The sequence below is a fragment of the Corynebacterium felinum genome (assembly GCF_030408755.1).
In the GTDB taxonomy this organism is placed as follows: Bacteria; Actinomycetota; Actinomycetes; order Mycobacteriales; family Mycobacteriaceae; genus Corynebacterium; species Corynebacterium felinum.
Window position 1 is genome coordinate 2,771,752 of sequence record NZ_CP047209.1, and the last position, 19,106, is coordinate 2,790,857.

A 19,106-nucleotide genomic window follows, 5' to 3' on the forward strand; every position below is an offset into this window, starting at 1 on the left:
GGCGAAGCTTCCTTGCCTCCACAGTGTGGCTCAAGTTACTATCCCATGCATTGGTACTCCATGTCTCACTCTTGGAGTGCTGGTTGTGAAGAATGGCGGAAATGGCACCACATTTTTTGTCCATTCTTGACACTTCGTAGTGAAAACGAGTCGGCTCCACCCACGATCCGCAAAAATTTTCCCCTATCAAAGCGATTTCCTAGCGCTGGAACAATTTTCACGGCCTTCACATGTATTCAAGGAGCCCCCATAATGATCACCGCTTCCCCCACATTTAAGCGCTCAACCTATACCTCTTACCACCGCGCGCCCGCACGCCCGAAAACAACAACCCGCACCTTTGCAGATGACCCATTCTTCGCCCGCTTCGGCCACCGCCTTCCAGCCGGGCTGCGTGATGAGGCACGCAACATGCAGTGGCGGACATTCATGGCAACCTACGCCCCCGACCCTGATATGCGCCTGCACTTGGGTGAAGTGACGAAGCTGCGCGGTACCCATGATGAGTATCACGCAACGTTGAGCACCCCAACGGCTTCGGGGCGTGAGACTACCGAGCTTTCTATTATTGCTTCCGGTCCCGTTTCGGCCGCGACGCATCTGCTTGCCGACGCCGGTCGCCGCGTGGAGATCTTACGCTTCCACCAGTACGAGATTTTTGAATCCACCGCCACGTTCATTCTTGTTGCGCACAATAGGAAACGCCACTGGGCGCTCGGTTTTGGCAGCACCAAGAATCAGTCGGCCGCCAGTGCTTTAAGCACCGCAGCCTACCTGCTTCACCGTTAACCTGGCTTCAGTTTTTCTTGTGCATATCGCAGTAGCCGAAGGAAACTAGCTGCTTTACTACAGGCGCTCACCATCAAGCCCGCCTCAATGACAAGCTTTGAGGCGGGATTAATCTTTTCTCCTGAGGGTGGTACTGGTTTTAGCCGAAAATTACAGCCTGAGCATATATTTGATATGTGGCGTCATGCTTGCCACTGCAGCGATCAGGCCACCTAGCGCTGCAATAATAGCTGTGACCACACCAATGATCGTGGGAGTATTCCACTGTGCTGCCCCTTGGTCGGCTGGTGGTTTCTGCGTGGAATCGTAATTCCTACCTTCAACGCACGCATCGAGCGCTTCCGTGCAGGGGGTGATAAAACCCTCACTCAAGGCGTTTGCCACCTTGAAAAGTGGTGCATATTTCTTCTTCTGCGCAAACTCTGGTTTGAGCCCCTCGAAGGCTTTGAACTTTTGCTTTTGTGCCTTCGCTTCTGCCTTAGTAAAGGCTTCCTTCTTCAGATCATCGAACGCACCATCAGCAAAAGGAAATTGCCCCTGGGCAAGCCGGTAGTTATTGGCTATAACCAACGCAAGGCGTAGCCGATCCACAGAGGACAGCTCCGCGGCAAACTCGTGGAAACGAGGATTCGATCGACCATGCGAAATGGCGTAGAGATCCGTATCGGTGAATCCATGATTGTTCTTTAAATAATCGATCGCACCTTGCGCAATCCTCTGCAGTGCTTCCCATGGTTCCAATGAATCTTCAACAAACAATGCCCTTACATTCATTGACGCTACTAAAACCCGACCATCAACCCACCAGCGCGTAGCGTAGAGGGTATCCACTAGTCGTGTGCTCGTTCATGGGTGGGGCTTTTCTGCTAAACGTTGGAGGTTTCGATATATTAGCAAAAAATTGATTCGACATAGAGCAAGTGCTACATGTAAAACCGCAGGTCAATTTTCCCTCTGTTCGCTGAAAGTCGAATCAGTATTTTTGAATCAATCACCCAAAGATTAATAGGTAATTTTTGGGCATGTGCCGATCTCTATTCTCCCGTCATAATTCTGCGCTACGACACCTGCTGGTAAATAATCCTCGCTGCACTACAAACAGTAAAAGGGTGTGACGCCCATGAGCAATCATGAGCCTCACACCCATTACTGGTGCACAGCAAAAAAGTGATTAGAACTTCAGGAAGTTCTTGAAGTTTGGCAGGAACTTGCCCACAGCAGCGAACAAACCACCAAGAGCTGCGATTACTGCAAGAACAACACCAACAATGGTCTTGGTGCTCCACTCGACAGAGGAGCCCTGTGGTGCCATTGGCTTAGCGGTGGAATCGTAGTCCTTACCAGCAACGCAAGCGTCTAGCGCCTTTACAAATGGGGCGTAAGCAGCGTCAACCACCTTATTAAAGGAGGTGAGCAATGGCTCGTACTTCTTCTCAGAATCAGAAAGCTCAGGTTTCTTGCCAAGTTCAGCCTTGATTTCCTCAGATTCCTTCTTGGCATCTTCCTTGGTGATTACCTCGTCCTTCAATGGTGCCAGAGACTTTGGATCACCAAAGAACTCACCCTTGGAAAGCTTGATGTTAGAAACAATGAGGAATGCAATCTGCTCTTGCTTTTCCTGATCCAAACCTTCGGTGAACTTCACAAAGGCTTCGGTGCCTTGCGCGCCCTCAAGCTTGGCAAAGTCATCATCACTGAAGCCGTGCTTTTCCTTCAGATCAGCCAATGCAGCTTCTGCATCCTTTTTAAAAGGGGTCAGAGAAGCAGCATCGGTGGTCACAGCAGCATCAATCTTGCACTGAGCACCATCAGCCTTAACCTTGACAGTCACCAGATCAGGAGTCGCAGCGAAAGCGGTAGGAGCAGCGACAGCCACAACGGAAGCAGCAAACAAAGATGCGGCATACTTGCGTACGGAGTTCTTCATCAAAGATCCCTTTCAGCTTGGTAAGCTTCATCCCCAATACCCTCTTGAAAAACATAACCAAGAACAGCAATTGGCAATGAACCCGAATATCAACAAAATCTAATTAAACATAACTTGCCTTAAGGTTTGTTTGCAAGTCTGCTGCATGTTTGCTTAGTTTTACAGGTGTAAAACTAAGAATTTGTCACCTTACGCGCCACCGCCTCAGGTGCTATTTCACCTCGGCATCGTCATTTACATCACCCGTTACGCCCAAATCACCATCAATAACCACATTGCCGGAAATCACAATATTGCCCTCAGCATCATGCTCCATTTCCAACACCGGCAACGGATTACCCTCCTCATCAAAACCAGGAGCAGGCATCGCCTCATGCGCCTCAAGCTTCTCTGCCGTATCCGTCTTTTCCCAGCGACGAGTCACCACACGACGCGCAGCCGCCGAATCATCATTCATACCCTTGAGCAACGAGTACATCATGACGAAATGCACAAAGAAGAACGGCAAGGCCACAATAATCACCACTTGCTGCAACGTAGCAATGCCACTATTTGGCGACATAATCAACAACGCAGCCGCCACAGCACCGATCATAATTGCCCACGCCACCCGATAAAGCGTCGGGCTCTTATTCTCTTCACCCGTACAAAACATGTCATTAACCATGGCGGAAGAATCAATCGAGGTGATGAAGAAAATCACCACAATCACCAACGCAAAACCAGAGACAAGCCCCGTCAGCGGATACGCTTCCAAGAAGGTAAACAGCGCTGCCGAAACATCGCCGTGCTCCACCACCGGCTTAGTCAAAAATCCAGGATTATTAAACTCCACTTCCAACCCGGCGCGACCGAAAATCGCAAACCACACCACGCCGAAAATGGTGGGCAACGCCAACACACCAGCGATATACTCGCGCACGCTCCGGCCGCGGGAAATGCGGGCGACAAACATGCCCACAAACGGCGACCAGCAGATAGTCCATGCCCAATAGAACACAGTCCACTTGCCCTGCCAGCCGGGGTTATCGTGATAGGAGTCGGTCCAGAACATCAACTTGGGTAACCACTGGGCATAAATACCAAAAGCTTCCACCGTGGCACGCAGCAACGAAAGCGTTGGGCCGGTGAGTAAAACAAACAGCATGAATACGATCGCCATGCCGATATTGACATTGGATAAGATCTTAATGCCCTTATCCAGCCCCGATGCCACCGATAAACACGCCACCGCGGTAATGACCACGATGATGGAAAGTTCCACCCATCCCACAATGGGAACACCCCACAGCTTGTTCAAACCCGCATTGATCTGCAGTGTTCCCAACCCCACGGACACAGCAATGCCGAACACTGTGCCGACGATGGATAAGGCGTCGATAAGCTTGCCCGGCAGGGAGTAAATCCGCGCACCCAACAACGGTGCAAACACTGAGGACAAGCGCGGCGGCAACTTGCGCTTATAAATGAAATATCCCAGAGCCAAACCAGGCAGCGCCAAAATCACCCACATGTGCACGCCGAAGTGATAGAAGGTGAAAGCCAACGCCTGCTCAGTCGCAGCGCGACTCAACGGCTCCTCATTCGCCATCGGGACGTGATAGATGTGATTAATCGGCTCAGCCACACCCCAAAACATCAACACCGCGCCCACGCCGCCAGCAAAGAGCATGGCGAACCACACCGGCAAGGAATGCTCCGGCTCATCCTCATCATCCCCCAAACGCAAGCGCCCATAGCGGGAGGCGAAAATCGAAATGAGAAACAGCAAGGACAAGCTCACGCCGCCGACATACATCCAGCCCAGATTCCTCAGCAGTGAATCCGCCCACTGCTCAAACACCACCTGCAGCCGCGTGCCGAACATGATAGTGGCCACCACGAAGGCAGTAATCGCGCCTATGGCGAGGAAGAAGATCACCGGATCTGTCTTCAACCCTAAAAACGGGCGCTCAGCATCAGGATCGTACTTTTTTGCACGCAGTTCTTCTTCAGTCTTCGGCTTAGGCAAAATAGGGCCAGAAGGCCGCTTCATTTCGAAATTCATAAAAATCTTCTCATCAAAAAAGGCACGCCAAAAAACTTTGACTTACAACCTTTATGGGGCATGAACAATGTACGCATCAGCGCCACATTCGCATCACCGCGCCGCAAAGGCGCAGCATCATTGCTAGGGCACGAGCATTTCATTGAAAACCGTGAGCTAAGAGCACACAGCCGGAAATACAAATACAGCAACAAAAACAAAGTTGTCACCTACTAGGCTACGCAGAATAAAGATGACTAATCAATTTCTCCCCCACCCATTTCACACCCCACTGTTAACAAAAACTCAAGGTCAGCACAGAAAAAGCGGGAGTGGAAAAAATTTTCCCACTCCCACCTTCACACACTAAGACTGGCGAAAATCCTCCCGCGCCAAGACCTCCAGCATCTGCGCCTCGTCAGCTACGTGCACAACCGGAATATGCTGCGGCACCAACTTCTTCTCCCGAAACACAAACGAGGGTAATTTCAACGCAGCATGCGGGTAGCCAAGCGCAACAATACCCGCCACCCGATTCGGCGAGGCCTGCTTGATCGCCTGGGCAACGAAAGCACCCGTACCACGGCAAGCAAAGACCACAGAATGGCGAAGCTCATGCTTATCTAAAAACTTCTCACACTCTTTAATCTGGGTAGCCAAACTGCCCTGAGCTGCAAAAATCTTGGGTTGATCCAGCTGCTGCACCACCGACGTAAACACATCCGGCAATTCCCCAGTACTCGGGATCAACACAATAGTCATGGACTAAAACCCCTCTTCCAACTCCGCAATCGTGGCATCCACCGCAGGAAACCACTCACCATGCTGTTCAAAAAGTGCCCGTTGACGCTGATAGCCCGCGCCACGGTCGATAATCTTTAACACCAACTGAAGCTCATCGAAACACCCCAGCTCCTTGGCTAGTGGGCTTAAACGCTCCACCCATTCACGCACATCATCGGTAACTAAACGCTCGTTGGTATCACGGTCGACAATGATGATCGCATCCATGCCATAACGAGCCGCACGCCACTTATTCTCCGCCACATGCCAGTCCTGCAAACAAGGAAGCTGCTCCCCCCGATCCAACATGCGGTCATAGTAAACCACCAGGCAGTGCGTCAGTGCGACCACCGCAGCAAGCTCCTCAAGCGTGGAGGTGGCATCACAGATCCTCACCTCGATCGTTCCCCACTTACCCGCAGGGCGGATATCAAAGTGCATGGAGCCGGTGTGGTTAATCACCCCAGAAATCGCTTGGTCATCCATATAGGATTCCCACTGCTGCCAGCTTTCAAACTGGTACGGAAGCCCAGCTGTGGGCAGCTGCTGGTAGAGCATCGTGCGATTTGAGGCATAGCCAGTATCAATCCCATCCCAGCCGGGGCTAGATGCAGTCAAAGCCAACAAATGCGGGTAGTGAATCAAAAGCGCGTTGATAATCGGCCACACCCGCTCCTTATCCTTCACACCCACATGGGTATGAATACCCCAAATAAGCATCTGATTACCCCAATACTGGGTGCGCGCAATGATCTCCTTATAGCGCCCCTTGCTGGAAGTAGGTTGGGTGCGGAAATCAGAAAACGGGTGCGAACCCGAACCCCACAGCTTCAAACCTAACTCCGACGCTGCCTCACGCACCTGATCCAGCGCATACTGCAAATGCTCCACAGCCTCAGGCACCGTGTCGCACACTGGAGTAACCAGCTCAATAGTGTTGGCGAGAAACTCCAACTCCAAATGAATGTCAGGGTGCTTGGCGCGCACCATGTCGACAACCTCAGCTGCACGAGGCACAAGATCACGAGTATCTGGGTCGATGAGAGCAAGCTCCCATTCCACACCCAACGTAGGTTTTTCGGAGGCGAAGAATTCTTGCATTATCCCTCAACAGACTTCACAAATAGGCATAGGCGCAACATACAGGGGAATTACTGTGCACTCCAAGACTTTCAAGCCCAAGCGAAACACAACCCCACTAAAAGTAGCAGATCAACACCCCAACACCGATGCTACAAACATGCCAAACCCCCAAAACCACGCATCGAGCGCAAGAAAATTTCATTAACTGCACTACATACGCCACATTGTGGGGGCTGATGGCCGCTTTCTTCAAATGGTTCTTTGACCTAGCTGATTTCACCCGCCAACACCACAGCAAGCGCACCAGACTGCACATAATTTTCCGGCAGACCCTCAGGACGCGGCACCGCCACCGCCCCAATACGATCAGCCAATGCACGGGCAGCCGCTTCATTATCGCTAAAGAACACAGTATTGTGTGGCACGGTCAACTGGGCACCATCAATATTGCCCACATGCCCAATCACATACCCCTCACCAGCAAGGCGATCCTGAACCCGCGAACCCAAACCCGTAATCGTGGAATTATTCAGCACATTCACCGTCACCGTCGAAGGATTCGGCGCAGCTGGTGCGGCCGGTGCAGCCGGTACAGCCGGTGCAGCCGGTGGCTGCTCACTTTCAGCGGGCTGTGGGGCAGGTGCCGGCGCATCAAGAGAAGCCGGCGTCTTGTGCGCACCTTGAGCCTGCTGCGAACCCGAAGCGGGCAGGGGAGTTGTTGAGGGCGTCGATACGCTCGCACTATCAGCGGGTGACTCCGCCTTATTCGTCAGCGAGAACACACCCCAACCCACAAGCAAAAAAGCAACAGCCAATAAAATCATGGCAACGCCCCGAAGCGGGAGCTGAGTTTTTTCGGTCACGACACTAGTTCCTTACTGTGAGAAGCTGCTGCTGGACGAACGCCGGGATACCCGCTGCTGCTCCCGGGAATCCCGGATGCGGCGAAGACGAGCGGTAAGAACAGGAAATTTCTCAATAATTTCCGGCATATCAATAGCAATATTTAACAACTGATAGTAGCGGATCGGGCTTAAGCCCAACTGCTTGCGAATCGCCTCTTCCTTCGCACCCAGAGTTTTCGGCGCAGAATTTTCAAACTCCACCACCTGCGCAAAACCCACATCCGCACCGCGCACACCACCAGGCAGGGACGCACTCAAGCTGGGGGCGCTGAAGCTAGGGTCTAGCTGCGAAAAGCCTCGCTGATTCTCATCCATGCTTACACTGTATTCTATGACTGTACGCCCCATCGTTATCTACGGCACCCCTGTGCTGCACAACCCCACCGAGCTAGTCACAGAACCAGTATCGGAACTTGCCGAACTGATCGCCGACATGTACGAAACCATGGAGGTCGCCCACGGTGTGGGCCTTGCCGCCAACCAAATCGGCGTGAACAAGCGCATCTTTGTCTACGACTGCCCCGACGATGAAGGTGTTTTCCACCGCGGCTGCTTCATCAACCCCGTACTGGAAACCTCCGACATCCCCCTCGGCATGCCCGCAACCGACGGCTCCGACGAAGAAGGCTGCCTCTCCCTGCCTGGCCTTGGCTTCCCCACCGGTCGCGCCGATTGGGCGAAAGTCACCGGCCTGAACGAGCAAGGTGAGGAAGTCACCGTTGAAGCAACTGGTTTCTTGGCCCGCTGTTTCCAACATGAAGTAGGTCACCTCGATGGCTTCGTCTACGCCGACGTGTTGCAGGGTCGCTGGAAGCGTGCCGCAAAGAAAGCTATCAAGCGCGAAGGATGGACCGAAGAAGGTTTAACCTGGATGCCTGGGGTAGATCCGGACCCATTCGGCCACGACCAGGTTGAGCAGGAAGACTAAACACCAGCCACCCGCCACCTGCCGCCTATTTCGCCTACGCTTATTGAGCGTGTTCACAGTAAGTGGCAGGTGCGCCGCTGTGCTGGCTGTTAGCTGAAGCCAACGTGCTGATCTGAGGGTGCGGGCAGGCGAGTGTACGGAGATTTTTTGAAGGAGCGAAACACGGTTTACCATGTCCCATATTTTCCGTAGCGATGCCGTCAATATTGGCGATCGTGTGGTTCTACGCCGCACCCTGCCTGGCGCTTCTGAGCGTGAAGCCCAGGCCGCACACACCGACATTATCGGCCATATCATCGGCATCAACCAGGGCATATCCGTGCTCATCCGCCCCCAGTCCGCTGGGGGCTATCCTTCTGCGGCGGAAGCGATTGAAGTGCCGTGGCCGGAGATTCACATTATGAAAAAGCTCAGCCCGCGCACGATCCGCAATTCCGATATCCGCGCCATTGAGCTGGCCTATGCCAAAGCGTTTCCCGGCATTGAACACCGCTGGTCGGACTGTGGGCAGTGGCTGTTGCGGGCTGGCGACGGCATTACTGAGCGCTCCAATTCCGCCGCCCCGCTCGGGCCTTCCGCGCCTTTCGTGGAGGTACCTGTCGCCGAAATCCAGCAGTTTTATGCCAGCCACCACTTGCCCCCGCTGATCTTGCTGCCGGAGCGCATTGGCAAGGCCGCCCTACGCCACGTGCGTGATCTGGGCCCGGAAATCATTGTGATGACGAGGGATTTAGCCACGCTTCCCACCGTCGACGAGTTCACGCCGCAGGATATGGCGGTCGAGTTCCGGGTCGATGATACCCCCGATGAGCAGTGGCTTTCCCTCTATCACTTCCGTGGCGCAACCTTGCCTGCCCGCGCCTTGCAGCTGTTGCGCACTGAGATCGACGGCACCATGGGCTTTGGTCGCCTGACAATCGACGGGACTACCGTGGCGATCACACGGGGCACGATCACCGATGATTATTTGGGCTATTCCGCAGTTGAGGTTGCTCCTGCTTATCGACGCCGTGGCCTCGGCACCCTACTCGGTGCGCACATGCTGCGCTGGGGCGCCCACCAAGGCGCACACACCGCCTACCTGCAGGTCATTTCTACCAATACCGCAGGTATCGGGCTGTATGAAAAGCTCGGCTTCACCGAACATCATAGGCACCGCTATGGCACGCTCGATCAGCACACAGCACCGGAGAATTAAAGGGCTGCTAATTTTTGCCCAAGCTCTCGGTGTTCGGCGGGCAGCTCGTGGGGGAATAAAAGCTTTTCGGCATCAGAGTGCAGCTGGCTTAACGTAGGCTGCGTGTAGGAGGTGACTAGCCCACGGGCTAGGAAAAAGCCTGCGCATTGCGCATAGGTTTTCTTCCATGCCGCTACAACGTTGGGTGTTAGTACCTGTTGGCGCAGGTGGGCAAATACCTTCTCAGTTTCTTCAGGGCGGTTGAGCACCGTGCTTATGCGTTGATCTCGTGTGGTCACCAGCACCTGCGGCACCACTTCGGAGCGTAAAATTTCAGCGACCACTGTCGGGATTTTTCGCACAGCATTATCGTGCGAGCTTTGCGCCGCCCAGCGGGCTAAACCGTTGTTTTCCACCCCATCTTTATACCTTTTGACCACGCCGAGCCTTGATACTTCTTCGGGTGCTGCAATCACCATGAAATGCACACTGTAGCCTTCGTTGGACAAGCGTTGCGCCTCGTTGATCAACACCTGTGATTGGGTGAAGCTGTTTTCGATGATGATATTTTCGCGGTACTGCGTGGCTTTATCAATGCTGGCGCGGAACCATTCACCAACGGGTTCGTTGGAGAGCACGTCCATCCGGAGCGGATCTTGACGCACAATCTCGTTGATCTGGGGGTGGCGCAGGCGCAGCTCATCGGAATCGACTGCGAAGCTGTGGGGTAGCTGCGATTGCACCACGTTGATCAGGTGGCTTTTACCGGAGGCTGGCTGCCCGCCGATAAAAAACACGTGGGGGTTTAGTGCATCGAGGCGCACCGACAACACGGTATCTATATAGTCGCTGATAATGCGCTCTTTGTTTTCTTTACTGACCAGAAAATCTTGTGCTGTAAGCATGGGGGTGGGAAACCTTCAACCTTTCTGCAAAACTATCGCTGTGTGTACTCGGCCTATGAGCGCTGCGCTGGGAATTTTTGTGTGGCGCGTTGCTGCGCAAGGGTGCTCACAATGCTGTCGCTTAACACTGCAAGCTGTGCATAATAAGCATGGGCGAGGAAATCTTTTTCCACTTTTATCAGCGCGATCAGTGCCTGGCACATGTCGTTGGAACTAATCCCGATACCTAAGGGGAAATGCGCCATTTCAGACAGTTTCATCATCCACCAGCGCTCATCCATAGACGACGGCGCGCTGATGGCAAGTTGGGTGTACACAGTCCGCAGCTGCTGTGCATGTTGTTCTAGCTCTGCCACTAATGCGGGATCAACACTGAGGCCATAGAACTCTTGCGGTGCGCGGCGCGCATGTTCTCGTGCACGCAGTTGCTGTTCGTTTTCTTTGTTCCATATCAGCTGCAGTTGTTGCTCGTAGGCACTGGTGAGGAATTCAACTTCGGTGTTGATTAACGCAATCGCACTGCGCATTTGATCACTATGCGTGAAGTGGACAAATGTTGGGAAGCCTTTCAATGCCGCAATTTTCAACCGCCACCAGCGGCTTTCCGCATCGGTGGCGCTTGTTAAGGAAAGGTGCGAATACAGCGCCTCAAGGCGGCTTCCTGCTTCTTTAGTGACATCAAAAAGTGTGTAATCGTAATACTCCACAAAAATTCCTTCCCTGAGTGAGCACAGCCCTCATCCACGACTACCCCCCATACCGCCTTTTCCATGCTAACAGCCCAACCGATTGCATAAGTGATTTTTTTCTTATATTTCCCCACATCCCAGCCACAGCACCACACCCCCACACTTCCACCGCAGCACCGCGCTCCCACAACGCCACCGGAACCGAAACGCCACACACCGGCCCTCGACACATACATGCCGGATTCATTCTGCGCCTGCTAGGTTACTGATTCGTTACCAAAGTGTTGCAATTGGGTAGACTTGTCCGCATGCGCATCGCCAACTGGAACGTCAACTCTGCCCGCACCCGCGTCGACCGCATGGCCGCTTTTCTCCAACGCCACGACATCGACGTCTGCCTCGTGCAAGAAACAAAATGCAAAGACGAACAATTCCCTTACGATGCATTCAGTGACTACGAGATCGCACACTTCGGGCTCAACCAGTGGAACGGAGTCGCGATTCTGTCAAGGGTGGGGCTTGACGACGTCGACAAGCAATTCCCCGGACAACCCGGATTTCACAAAGACCCCACCCAACCCCAAAACATCGAAGCCCGCGCCATCGCCGCCACCTGCGGCGGAGTACGCGTCTGGAGCCTGTACGTACCCAACGGGCGCGAAATCGCCGACCCCCACTATGACTACAAACTGCGCTGGCTCTACGCACTACGCAACCACGTAGCAAACACCACCGGACCACTCGTGCTTGGCGGCGACTTCAACATCGCACCCGAAGACCGCCACGTGTGGTCCATGGCCGCCTTCGCCGGGAAAACCCACGTCACCGAACCAGAACGGCAAGCATTCGACGCACTGTTAGACGCCGGTCTCAGCATCGCCTCGCCTATCGACGGCTACTCCTACTGGGACTACAAAGGTGCGCGCTTCCAACGCGGGGAAGGCATGCTCATCGACTTCCAACTCTGTCGCGACCTTAACCCCACAACCAGTTTCATCGACGTGGAGGAACGGGCAGGTGACGGCGCCTCCGACCACGCACCAGTGATCGTGGAGTACTAAGTGAGCATCGACTGGACCAGCTGGCAAACCATCGGCCTGATCATTGACTACTCCATCAAGATCATCGCCATCGGATTCGTGCCCGAAGGACGCCGCCCCTCCTCCTCCACCGCCTGGCTACTGGCCATTCTGGCGCTGCCCTACCTCGGGTTGCCGCTGTTCCTTCTCATGGGCTCGCCCTACATTAACAGACGCCGCCACCGCGTCCAGCAAGAAGCAAACGCCCTGCTCAAAAACGTCCAAGCCACCATCCCCGACCACCCCGATGGGAAACTCAGCCCCGAAATCATCTCTATTTTTAAACTCAACCGGCGCTTAACCTCACTCCCCGCGGTAACCGGAGTCAACCACGGGGTGCATTCCGATTACCACGACATTATCCGCCGCATGGCCGAAGCCGTGGATTCCGCCCAACATTACGTGCACGTCGAAATCTACATCATGGCCTGGGACCACAGCACCGACATCTTCTTCCGCGCCCTAGAGCGCGCCGTGCAACGCGGGGTGAAAGTACGCCTACTCTTCGACCACGTCGGCTCCTGGAAATACCCCGGCTACCGCACCCTCGGACGCCGACTCACCGCCATCGGTGTGGAATGGCACCTCATGCTACCGCTTCAGCCCTGGCGCTGGCGCTTCCGCCGACCCGACCTGCGCAACCACCGCAAAATGCTCATCATCGACGGGCAGCGCGCATTCATGGGCTCAGCCAACATGATCGACAGCTCCTACCTGCTGCGCGCCAATATTAAAGCAGGCCGGCATTGGGTAGACATCATGATCGAACTCTCCGGGGCGATCGTCGCCCAGCTGAACATGATCTTCGCCGTGGACTGGTACCTCGAATCCGACGAACTGCTTGAAGTAGTCGACCAGGAACACCACTCACCCCAAGATGCAGACGTGAACACCATGCAGATCGTCCCCTCGGGTCCTGGCTATACCACCGAACCGAACCTGCGCATGTTCAACTCCATCATCCACCACGCCAAACACCGGCTGATCATGTGCTCACCCTATTTCATCCCTGATGAGTCCATGCTCGAAGCCGTGACTTCCGCCTGTTACCGTGGGGTGAAAGTAGACCTGTTGGTCAGTGAAAAAGCCGACCAATTCATGGTCGGGCATGCCCAATCCTCCTACTACCAAGCACTGTTGGAAGCTGGGGTACGGATCTACCAGTACCATGCGCCTTTTGTGCTGCACTCGAAGTATGTGATCGCCGATCCGTATGACCACAATTCGGTGGGAGTTTTGGGTTCCTCCAATATGGATATGCGCAGCTTCGGCCTCAATTACGAAATTTCCCTCATGATGTCCGAAGGCGACATCATTGCGCAGCTTGCACAGCTGACCCAAGAGTATAAAGCGAAGTCTATTGAGCTGACTTTGGAGGAATGGAACAAGCGGTCGTGGGGGCGCCGCTACCTCGATAACGTGATGCGCCTAACTTCCGCCTTGCAGTAGTCATTCCTCCCCGTGCGCGGCGGAGGGGAGGATTTCGCGCACGGAAAATATCGGTGCGCGCTCAAGCGGATGCAGCGTTTATAACCGCACGTCGGTTTTCACCTGCTGGGCTGAAGACAGCTCGGGGGTGACTGCTCTTTCCACACATTCCACTGCCAGCTATCGGGTACGGGGCAACCAAACACAACTGTGATGCGATCTAGTCGTGGATATGGGGGTAGATTCAATCACCCCCTTTGTGGGCGGTCACGGTGAGAGTGATCTCCGCCACTGCAGTACGTATGCAGCACTAATCGTATTTTCTTTCCTTAGCCTTAGGCTAGTCATATGTGCTGGAAAAATCATTTTTTTACCAAAGTGTGGGCAAGAGAAATATTTTCATGTCTAATTAAAGTCAGCTACCAAATAGTGATGCGCAACACAGAATTGTCCTTGTGGGTTGCGTCTCCTGGAGTTCTTTTTGTCACCCTCTCGAAGGAGAAACCACAGTGTCCACCCCCGATACACGGCACGTTCCCACCCCGGAGGAATTTCACGCCGTATCCACCAGCCCTGAATTCCTCAAACTTCGCTCCCGCTTCCGAGGCTTCGCCTTCCCCGTCACCATTGGCTTTTTGGCCTGGTACCTCTTCTACATCATCACCGCCACCTTTGCCACGGACTTTGTCAAAACCCCCGTGGTGGGCGTGATCAACATTGGGATCATTTTGGGCCTCGCACAGTTTGTGACAGCAGGCTTGATCACCTGGGCTTATGTGCGCTTTGCCGATAAAACCATCGACCCAGCGACCGAAGCTATCCGCGCCAGCATGGAAAACCCCGGCGGATAACCACATCCTCGTCACACGCTTGTTATAAGGACCGTAAATCATGACTTCCACATTTTTTGCCCAAGGCACAGTCGATACCGGTAACCCGGTGCTCAACATCTCCATTTTCGCCATCTTCATTGCCGTCACCATGACCATTGTGGTGCGCACCTCCCGCTCCACCTCCCAAAAAGGCACTGATTTTTATACCGGTGGTGGCGCATTCTCTGGCTGGCAAAACGGCCTCGCCATTTCCGGCGACTATCTATCCGCCGCCGCTTTCTTGGGAGTAACCGGCGCAATTGCGCTCTACGGTTACGATGGTTTCGTTTATTCCATTGGCTTTTTGATTGCACTGCTCGTTGCCCTCGTGTTGGTGGCCGAGCCGCTGCGCAATACGGGCCGTTTCACCATGGCCGATGTGCTTTCTTTCCGTTTGAAGCAGCGCCCTGTGCGCACTGCGGCTGCGGTGACCACCTTGTCGGTGTCGTTGTTCTATCTCATTGCGCAGATGGCTGGCGCCGGTGGTTTGGTGTCCCTGCTTTTAGGTATTGGTGGCAAGGCTGCGCAGGCTGGCGTGGTTGCTGTCGTTGGTGTGCTGATGATTATCTACGTACTGGTTGGTGGCATGAAGGGCACCACCTATGTGCAGATGATTAAGGCTGTGCTTCTGGTCAGTGGTTCGCTGGCGATTAGTTTGATGACGTTCTGGGCCCTCAAGGGTGGCTTTAATACCGTGCTGGAAGGCGCTGCTGCTACTCACCCGCAGGGTGCTGATGTGCTCGGCCCTGGTCTGCGCTATGGCAAGTCGACGCTGACCAAGATCGACTTCATTTCCCTCGGTATCGCCTGCGTGATGGGCACGGCTGGGCTTCCGCACGTACTGATGCGTTTTTACACGGTGCCTTCGGCCAAGGTTGCCCGCAACTCCATGACGTGGACGATCGGCATTGTTGCGCTGTTCTTCCTCCTCACTGTGATCATGGGCTTTGGTGCTGCCGCGCTGGTTGGCCCTGAGACCATTAAGGCCGCACCCGGTGGCGGTAACTCCGCTGTGCTGTTGCTGGCTGCAAAGGTGGGTGGATCCTTCTTCATGGCCATTGTCTCCGCGATTGGTTTTGCCACTATTTTGGCGGTGGTTGCAGGCTTGACCATTTCCGCATCCGCATCTGTGGCGCACGATTTGTACAATTCGGTGCTGCGCAAAGGGCAGGCGACTGAAGAGGAGCAGGTGCGCGTCTCTCGGATTACGGTGGTGGTCATTGGCGTGCTGTCGATCGTGTTGGGTATTGGGGCGATGGGCCAAAATATTGCCTTCCTTGTTACCCTTGCGCTTGCGATTGCCGCCTCGGCTAACTTGCCCACCATTTTGTACTCGCTGTACTGGCGTAAGTTCAATACCACGGGTGCACTGTTTTCGATGTATGGCGGTTTGATCACCGCAGTGGTGTTGATTATTTTCTCCCCTGCTGTTTCTGGTGCCGAAACTTCCATGTTCTCGGGCGTTGATTTTGCGTGGTTCCCGCTGACCAACCCTGCGATCATTTCGGTTCCAGCTGGCTTTATTCTCGGCGCGATCGGCTCGATTGTAGGCAAGCCGGATAATCTGCAGCTGCAGGCTTCGGAGATGGAAGTGCGTTCGCTCACCGGTGTGGGTTTGGCGAAGCCCGTCAGCCACTAGCAGCGGTTTCCCCCTCAATCGTGGGTGCTTTTTAAGAAAATCTCAATGCTTTACTTAAAGGGCACCCTTAAAAATCTAAACCTTTGACAAGATTGATTGCCAATAGTCTATGGTGGGTCTAGATACCCCACGTGTACACGATGTTGCATCACACCATGGAAGGAGCAGTTGTGGCATCAACACTCGTCCATGACACCCACGACATCCTCGAAGGAGCCCCTCCTAGGATGCACAAATGGGCGCGCGCACTGTGCTTTTTCATCAACGCACTCCCCCTCACCATCATCGCCACCACCTCCGACATCGGCAGCAAAGGCGCACTGATCGACCTGCTCTTCTCCACCGCGCTCAGCATCATCCTCACTATGTCGGTCTACTCCTCCGCCTACGCGTGGGCACTGCTCATGGGCTTTGCAAAACAACGCCACACTGTCTTGTGGATCACCGCATTACGCATGTCCGCAGTATTCCTCAGCATCAACCTCATGGTGCTGCCCGTCGTCGCCGAATATTCCGGCTTCGACCTGCACTGGTCCGCCATCGTCTGTTCCTGGATAGTCGGGCTGATGCTCATCCTCATGCAAACCCGCCCCTTCTGCAGGCTGGCAGCACGCTTCCTCTATGACCCGCTTTAGAGCGTATCGACGCCAACACAAAACCCTCGCAACCATTACGGTCAGCGAGGGTTTCGACGTCGATAAGCAGTTTAAGCGTCGCGAACCTTGATCATCCACATGCCCGCGATCAGCAACACAGCAGCCCAGATCATGAAATACACACCCGAACCAACATGCCCCCACGGAATATCAACAATTGACTTTCGGGCGCTAAACGCAAACAAGTTAGAAAACGGGCCGTACTTCACCACATACTCGCCCACCTTCGGGATCAAGCCCAGCAAGTTCTCCAACGCCACAATCCACACACTCATCAACGCCACAGCACCCGCTGTCTGACGCAGCAACATCGCCACACCCTGGGAGAACGTCACCGCCAACACATTCGCCAACGGCAACATCCACAAGTAACGCCGCACATTATCGTCCTCAAAAACACGCAGCGTAGAACTAGCAACATCACTTGCCAACATCTTCGCCACATACAGCGCACCAATCGTGGTCACAAACGTCAACACCGCAGTAAATACCGAATACAGCACCCACTTCGCCACCGTCACCTGCACCCGATTCGGCGTCGCCAGGAAAGTCACCGACGCATAATTATGGCGATACTCCGCAGTGAACACCATGATTGCCTGAATAGCAACCACGATCAAACCCAACGAACTCACCGCCGCCAACACCTGCGCCGGATACAAAATCGGAATACCCAACGCCGTCGGATCAGGCTCCACGTTATAGCCCACAATGCCGGCATACAGCCAACACAAAGCCACAAACACACCCGTGGTCCAATACAACGCCTTCGTGCTCGAAAGCTTAGTCCACTCAGAACGAATCGTATTCAGCATTATGCGCCCTCCTGCTTCAAGCTCGCCTGATACTGGACAGTATGCCCAGTCATCTCCATAAACGCCTCTTCCAAAGACGCACGACGCTCCGACAACTCAAACAACGACACCCCATAACTAAACGCAACCTGACCCACCTGATCAGTCGACACCCCCTCAACAATCAAGCGCTCACGCCCCTCCTCATCCAACTCACGAGAAGAAACCAGCCCCTGATCAGCCAAAGAATTCGCCAACACATCAATATCACTGGCACGAACAATCACATGGGAGGAAGAATTCTGCTTAATAAAATCATAAGTCGAAGAATCAGCAACCAAACGACCCTGACCAATCACAACCAAATGATCCGCCGTCTGCGCCATCTCACTCAACAAATGCGACGACACCAAAATAGTCCGCCCCTGAGCAGCCAGCGCACGCAAAAACTCACGCACCCACCGAATACCCTCCGGGTCCAAACCATTCACCGGCTCATCCAAAATCAAAATCTCCGGATCCCCTAATAGAGCACAAGCCAAACCCAAACGCTGACCCATACCCAAAGAAAACCCCCCAGCCTTCTTCGACGCAACCTTCGACAAACCAACCAAATCAAGCACCTCACGCACCCGAGACGTCGGAATCCCATTAGCCTGCGCAATCCACTTCAAATGATTCGCCGCACTCCGATTCGGATGCAACGCCTTCGCATCCAACAAAGCCCCCACTTTCCCTAATGGGTTCTTCAGACTCGAATACGGCGCACCATCAATCAACGCCGACCCCGCCGTGGGCGTATCCAAACCCAAAATCATGCGCATAGTCGTCGACTTACCCGCCCCATTAGGGCCCAAAAAACCCGTAATGATCCCAGGCTGAACGGTGAAAGTTAAATCATCAACCGCCCGAACATTTCCATACTGCTTGGTCAAACCTCGCACTTCAATCATGCTGTTAATTCTGCCACATGAACTTTCAATGCCGCCCAACTAGCCCTAAACGCGGGCAACAAATCATACTCAGGTACCAGATCCACCGGCACCCACCGCAACTCATGCGACTCCCCATTAGGGACCACATCAAGCCTATCGACGCACGTCGCCACCACCGTCGTATAGCTCCAGCCCGGCGCGCGAAACGTCGTCACCTCCTTGTGCGCGCGCACCTTCGCCACATCAATGCCGCACTCCTCCTGCGCCTCACGCAACGCCGCCTGCGTACACGTCTCATGAGAATCCCTAGCACCCCCAGGCAGCGCCCACGTATCACCCTGCACCACCCACGACGCACGATGCTGTAATAAAACGGACATCGTGGCGACGTCGATAAGCAGCAAACCCGCCGCCCCAAAACGACCCCAATGCTGGCCAACCCAACCATCACCATCCCCCAACACCTGTCCAACCTCCCGCACACTATATAC

At 54.2% G+C, this 19,106-nt stretch carries 20 protein-coding genes; 8 read left to right on the forward strand and 12 right to left on the reverse strand.

Annotation, left to right across the window (positions count from 1 at the left end; genetic code table 11):
• Positions 1-252 precede the first annotated feature (252 nt).
• Positions 253-789 carry an acetyl-CoA acetyltransferase gene (locus CFELI_RS11655; protein WP_277103806.1) on the forward strand — a complete coding sequence of 179 codons (537 nt, stop codon included), beginning with the start codon at positions 253-255 and terminating at the stop codon, positions 787-789.
• Positions 790-939: 150 nt separating this feature from the next.
• On the opposite strand, the gene CFELI_RS11660 is transcribed toward CFELI_RS11655, so the two are convergent.
• The 7 genes from CFELI_RS11660 to CFELI_RS11690 all read right to left on the reverse strand — a co-directional run bounded on the left by CFELI_RS11660 (position 940) and on the right by CFELI_RS11690 (position 7,759).
• Positions 940-1,620, reverse strand: a complete 681-nt coding sequence (locus CFELI_RS11660; protein WP_277103807.1) for a hypothetical protein — start codon at positions 1,618-1,620, stop codon at positions 940-942.
• 340 nt (positions 1,621-1,960) lie between these two features.
• A complete protein-coding gene (locus tag CFELI_RS11665; protein ID WP_277103808.1) occupies positions 1,961-2,716 on the reverse strand; it encodes a hypothetical protein in 756 nt (251 codons plus the stop codon).
• Between the two features lie 211 nt (positions 2,717-2,927).
• Positions 2,928-4,763, reverse strand: a complete 1,836-nt coding sequence (locus tag CFELI_RS11670; RefSeq protein ID WP_277103809.1) for a BCCT family transporter — start codon at positions 4,761-4,763, stop codon at positions 2,928-2,930.
• Positions 4,764-5,108: 345 nt separating this feature from the next.
• Positions 5,109-5,504, reverse strand: coding sequence for a hypothetical protein (locus tag CFELI_RS11675; protein WP_277103810.1), 396 nt, complete (start codon positions 5,502-5,504; stop codon positions 5,109-5,111).
• Positions 5,505-5,507: 3 nt separating this feature from the next.
• On the reverse strand, positions 5,508-6,629 hold the full coding sequence (locus CFELI_RS11680; protein ID WP_374724748.1) for a glutamate--cysteine ligase: 1,122 nt from the start codon (positions 6,627-6,629) through the stop codon (positions 5,508-5,510).
• Between the two features lie 245 nt (positions 6,630-6,874).
• Positions 6,875-7,471 (reverse strand): LytR C-terminal domain-containing protein, encoded by a 597-nt coding sequence (locus tag CFELI_RS11685; protein ID WP_277103812.1) that lies wholly within the window; start codon positions 7,469-7,471, stop codon positions 6,875-6,877.
• A gap of 12 nt (positions 7,472-7,483) precedes the next feature.
• Positions 7,484-7,759, reverse strand: a complete 276-nt coding sequence (locus CFELI_RS11690; protein ID WP_374724749.1) for a DUF3263 domain-containing protein — start codon at positions 7,757-7,759, stop codon at positions 7,484-7,486.
• A gap of 85 nt (positions 7,760-7,844) precedes the next feature.
• Here CFELI_RS11690 and CFELI_RS11695 point away from each other — a divergent pair, with 85 nt between their 5' ends.
• A complete protein-coding gene (locus CFELI_RS11695; protein WP_277103813.1) occupies positions 7,845-8,441 on the forward strand; it encodes a peptide deformylase in 597 nt (198 codons plus the stop codon).
• 172 nt (positions 8,442-8,613) lie between these two features.
• The gene (locus CFELI_RS11700; protein ID WP_277103814.1) at positions 8,614-9,639 is read left to right on the forward strand and encodes an N-acetylglutamate synthase, CG3035 family; all 1,026 of its coding nucleotides are present in this window, start codon (positions 8,614-8,616) and stop codon (positions 9,637-9,639) included.
• Here CFELI_RS11700 and CFELI_RS11705 read toward each other — a convergent pair.
• The gene (locus CFELI_RS11705; RefSeq protein WP_277103815.1) at positions 9,636-10,523 is read right to left on the reverse strand and encodes a zeta toxin family protein; all 888 of its coding nucleotides are present in this window, start codon (positions 10,521-10,523) and stop codon (positions 9,636-9,638) included. The genes CFELI_RS11700 and CFELI_RS11705 overlap by 4 nt on opposite strands.
• A 53-nt stretch (positions 10,524-10,576) precedes the next feature.
• The gene (locus CFELI_RS11710; RefSeq protein WP_277103816.1) at positions 10,577-11,230 is read right to left on the reverse strand and encodes a hypothetical protein; all 654 of its coding nucleotides are present in this window, start codon (positions 11,228-11,230) and stop codon (positions 10,577-10,579) included.
• Between the two features lie 290 nt (positions 11,231-11,520).
• Here CFELI_RS11710 and CFELI_RS11715 point away from each other — a divergent pair, with 290 nt between their 5' ends.
• From CFELI_RS11715 to CFELI_RS11735, 5 genes are all read left to right on the forward strand, one after another.
• A complete protein-coding gene (locus tag CFELI_RS11715) occupies positions 11,521-12,273 on the forward strand; it encodes an exodeoxyribonuclease III (protein ID WP_277103817.1) in 753 nt (250 codons plus the stop codon).
• Complete coding sequence (cls, locus tag CFELI_RS11720; RefSeq protein WP_277103818.1) at positions 12,274-13,740, forward strand: cardiolipin synthase; 1,467 nt, start codon at positions 12,274-12,276, stop codon at positions 13,738-13,740.
• 488 nt (positions 13,741-14,228) lie between these two features.
• Positions 14,229-14,570 (forward strand): DUF485 domain-containing protein, encoded by a 342-nt coding sequence (locus CFELI_RS11725; protein WP_277103819.1) that lies wholly within the window; start codon positions 14,229-14,231, stop codon positions 14,568-14,570.
• A gap of 40 nt (positions 14,571-14,610) precedes the next feature.
• Entirely contained in the window at positions 14,611-16,230 is a 1,620-nt protein-coding gene (locus CFELI_RS11730; protein WP_277103820.1) for a monocarboxylic acid transporter, read from the forward strand.
• A 170-nt stretch (positions 16,231-16,400) separates the two neighbouring features.
• A complete protein-coding gene (locus CFELI_RS11735) occupies positions 16,401-16,865 on the forward strand; it encodes a hypothetical protein (RefSeq protein ID WP_277103821.1) in 465 nt (154 codons plus the stop codon).
• Between the two features lie 71 nt (positions 16,866-16,936).
• Here the strand turns inward: CFELI_RS11735 and CFELI_RS11740 are convergent, their stop codons facing one another.
• Genes CFELI_RS11740 through CFELI_RS11750 form a run of 3 tightly spaced genes read right to left on the reverse strand, consistent with a single transcriptional unit; the run spans position 16,937 to position 19,097 of the window.
• The gene (locus tag CFELI_RS11740; RefSeq protein ID WP_277103822.1) at positions 16,937-17,701 is read right to left on the reverse strand and encodes a multidrug ABC transporter permease; all 765 of its coding nucleotides are present in this window, start codon (positions 17,699-17,701) and stop codon (positions 16,937-16,939) included.
• The gene (locus CFELI_RS11745) at positions 17,701-18,633 is read right to left on the reverse strand and encodes an ABC transporter ATP-binding protein (RefSeq protein ID WP_277103823.1); all 933 of its coding nucleotides are present in this window, start codon (positions 18,631-18,633) and stop codon (positions 17,701-17,703) included. The genes CFELI_RS11740 and CFELI_RS11745 overlap by 1 nt, the downstream gene beginning before the upstream one ends.
• The gene (locus CFELI_RS11750; RefSeq protein WP_277103824.1) at positions 18,630-19,097 is read right to left on the reverse strand and encodes an NUDIX domain-containing protein; all 468 of its coding nucleotides are present in this window, start codon (positions 19,095-19,097) and stop codon (positions 18,630-18,632) included. Before CFELI_RS11750 ends, CFELI_RS11745 begins: the two co-directional genes overlap by 4 nt.
• Positions 19,098-19,106 lie beyond the last annotated feature (9 nt).

What these genes read in the sequence shown, in the direction of transcription:
- CFELI_RS11740 (WP_277103822.1), bottom strand. Translation starts at nt 17,701, where the DNA reads ATGCTGAATACGATTCGTTCTGAGTGGACTAAGCTTTCGAGCACGAAG.
- CFELI_RS11705 (WP_277103815.1), bottom strand. Translation starts at nt 10,523, where the DNA reads ATGCTTACAGCACAAGATTTTCTGGTCAGTAAAGAAAACAAAGAGCGC.
- CFELI_RS11655 (WP_277103806.1), top strand. Translation starts at nt 253, where the DNA reads ATGATCACCGCTTCCCCCACATTTAAGCGCTCAACCTATACCTCTTAC.
- CFELI_RS11700 (WP_277103814.1), top strand. Translation starts at nt 8,614, where the DNA reads ATGTCCCATATTTTCCGTAGCGATGCCGTCAATATTGGCGATCGTGTG.
- CFELI_RS11730 (WP_277103820.1), top strand. Translation starts at nt 14,611, where the DNA reads ATGACTTCCACATTTTTTGCCCAAGGCACAGTCGATACCGGTAACCCG.
- CFELI_RS11670 (WP_277103809.1), bottom strand. Translation starts at nt 4,763, where the DNA reads ATGAATTTCGAAATGAAGCGGCCTTCTGGCCCTATTTTGCCTAAGCCG.
- CFELI_RS11745 (WP_277103823.1), bottom strand. Translation starts at nt 18,633, where the DNA reads ATGATTGAAGTGCGAGGTTTGACCAAGCAGTATGGAAATGTTCGGGCG.
- CFELI_RS11695 (WP_277103813.1), top strand. Translation starts at nt 7,845, where the DNA reads ATGACTGTACGCCCCATCGTTATCTACGGCACCCCTGTGCTGCACAAC.
- CFELI_RS11715 (WP_277103817.1), top strand. Translation starts at nt 11,521, where the DNA reads ATGCGCATCGCCAACTGGAACGTCAACTCTGCCCGCACCCGCGTCGAC.
- CFELI_RS11665 (WP_277103808.1), bottom strand. Translation starts at nt 2,716, where the DNA reads ATGAAGAACTCCGTACGCAAGTATGCCGCATCTTTGTTTGCTGCTTCC.
- CFELI_RS11675 (WP_277103810.1), bottom strand. Translation starts at nt 5,504, where the DNA reads ATGACTATTGTGTTGATCCCGAGTACTGGGGAATTGCCGGATGTGTTT.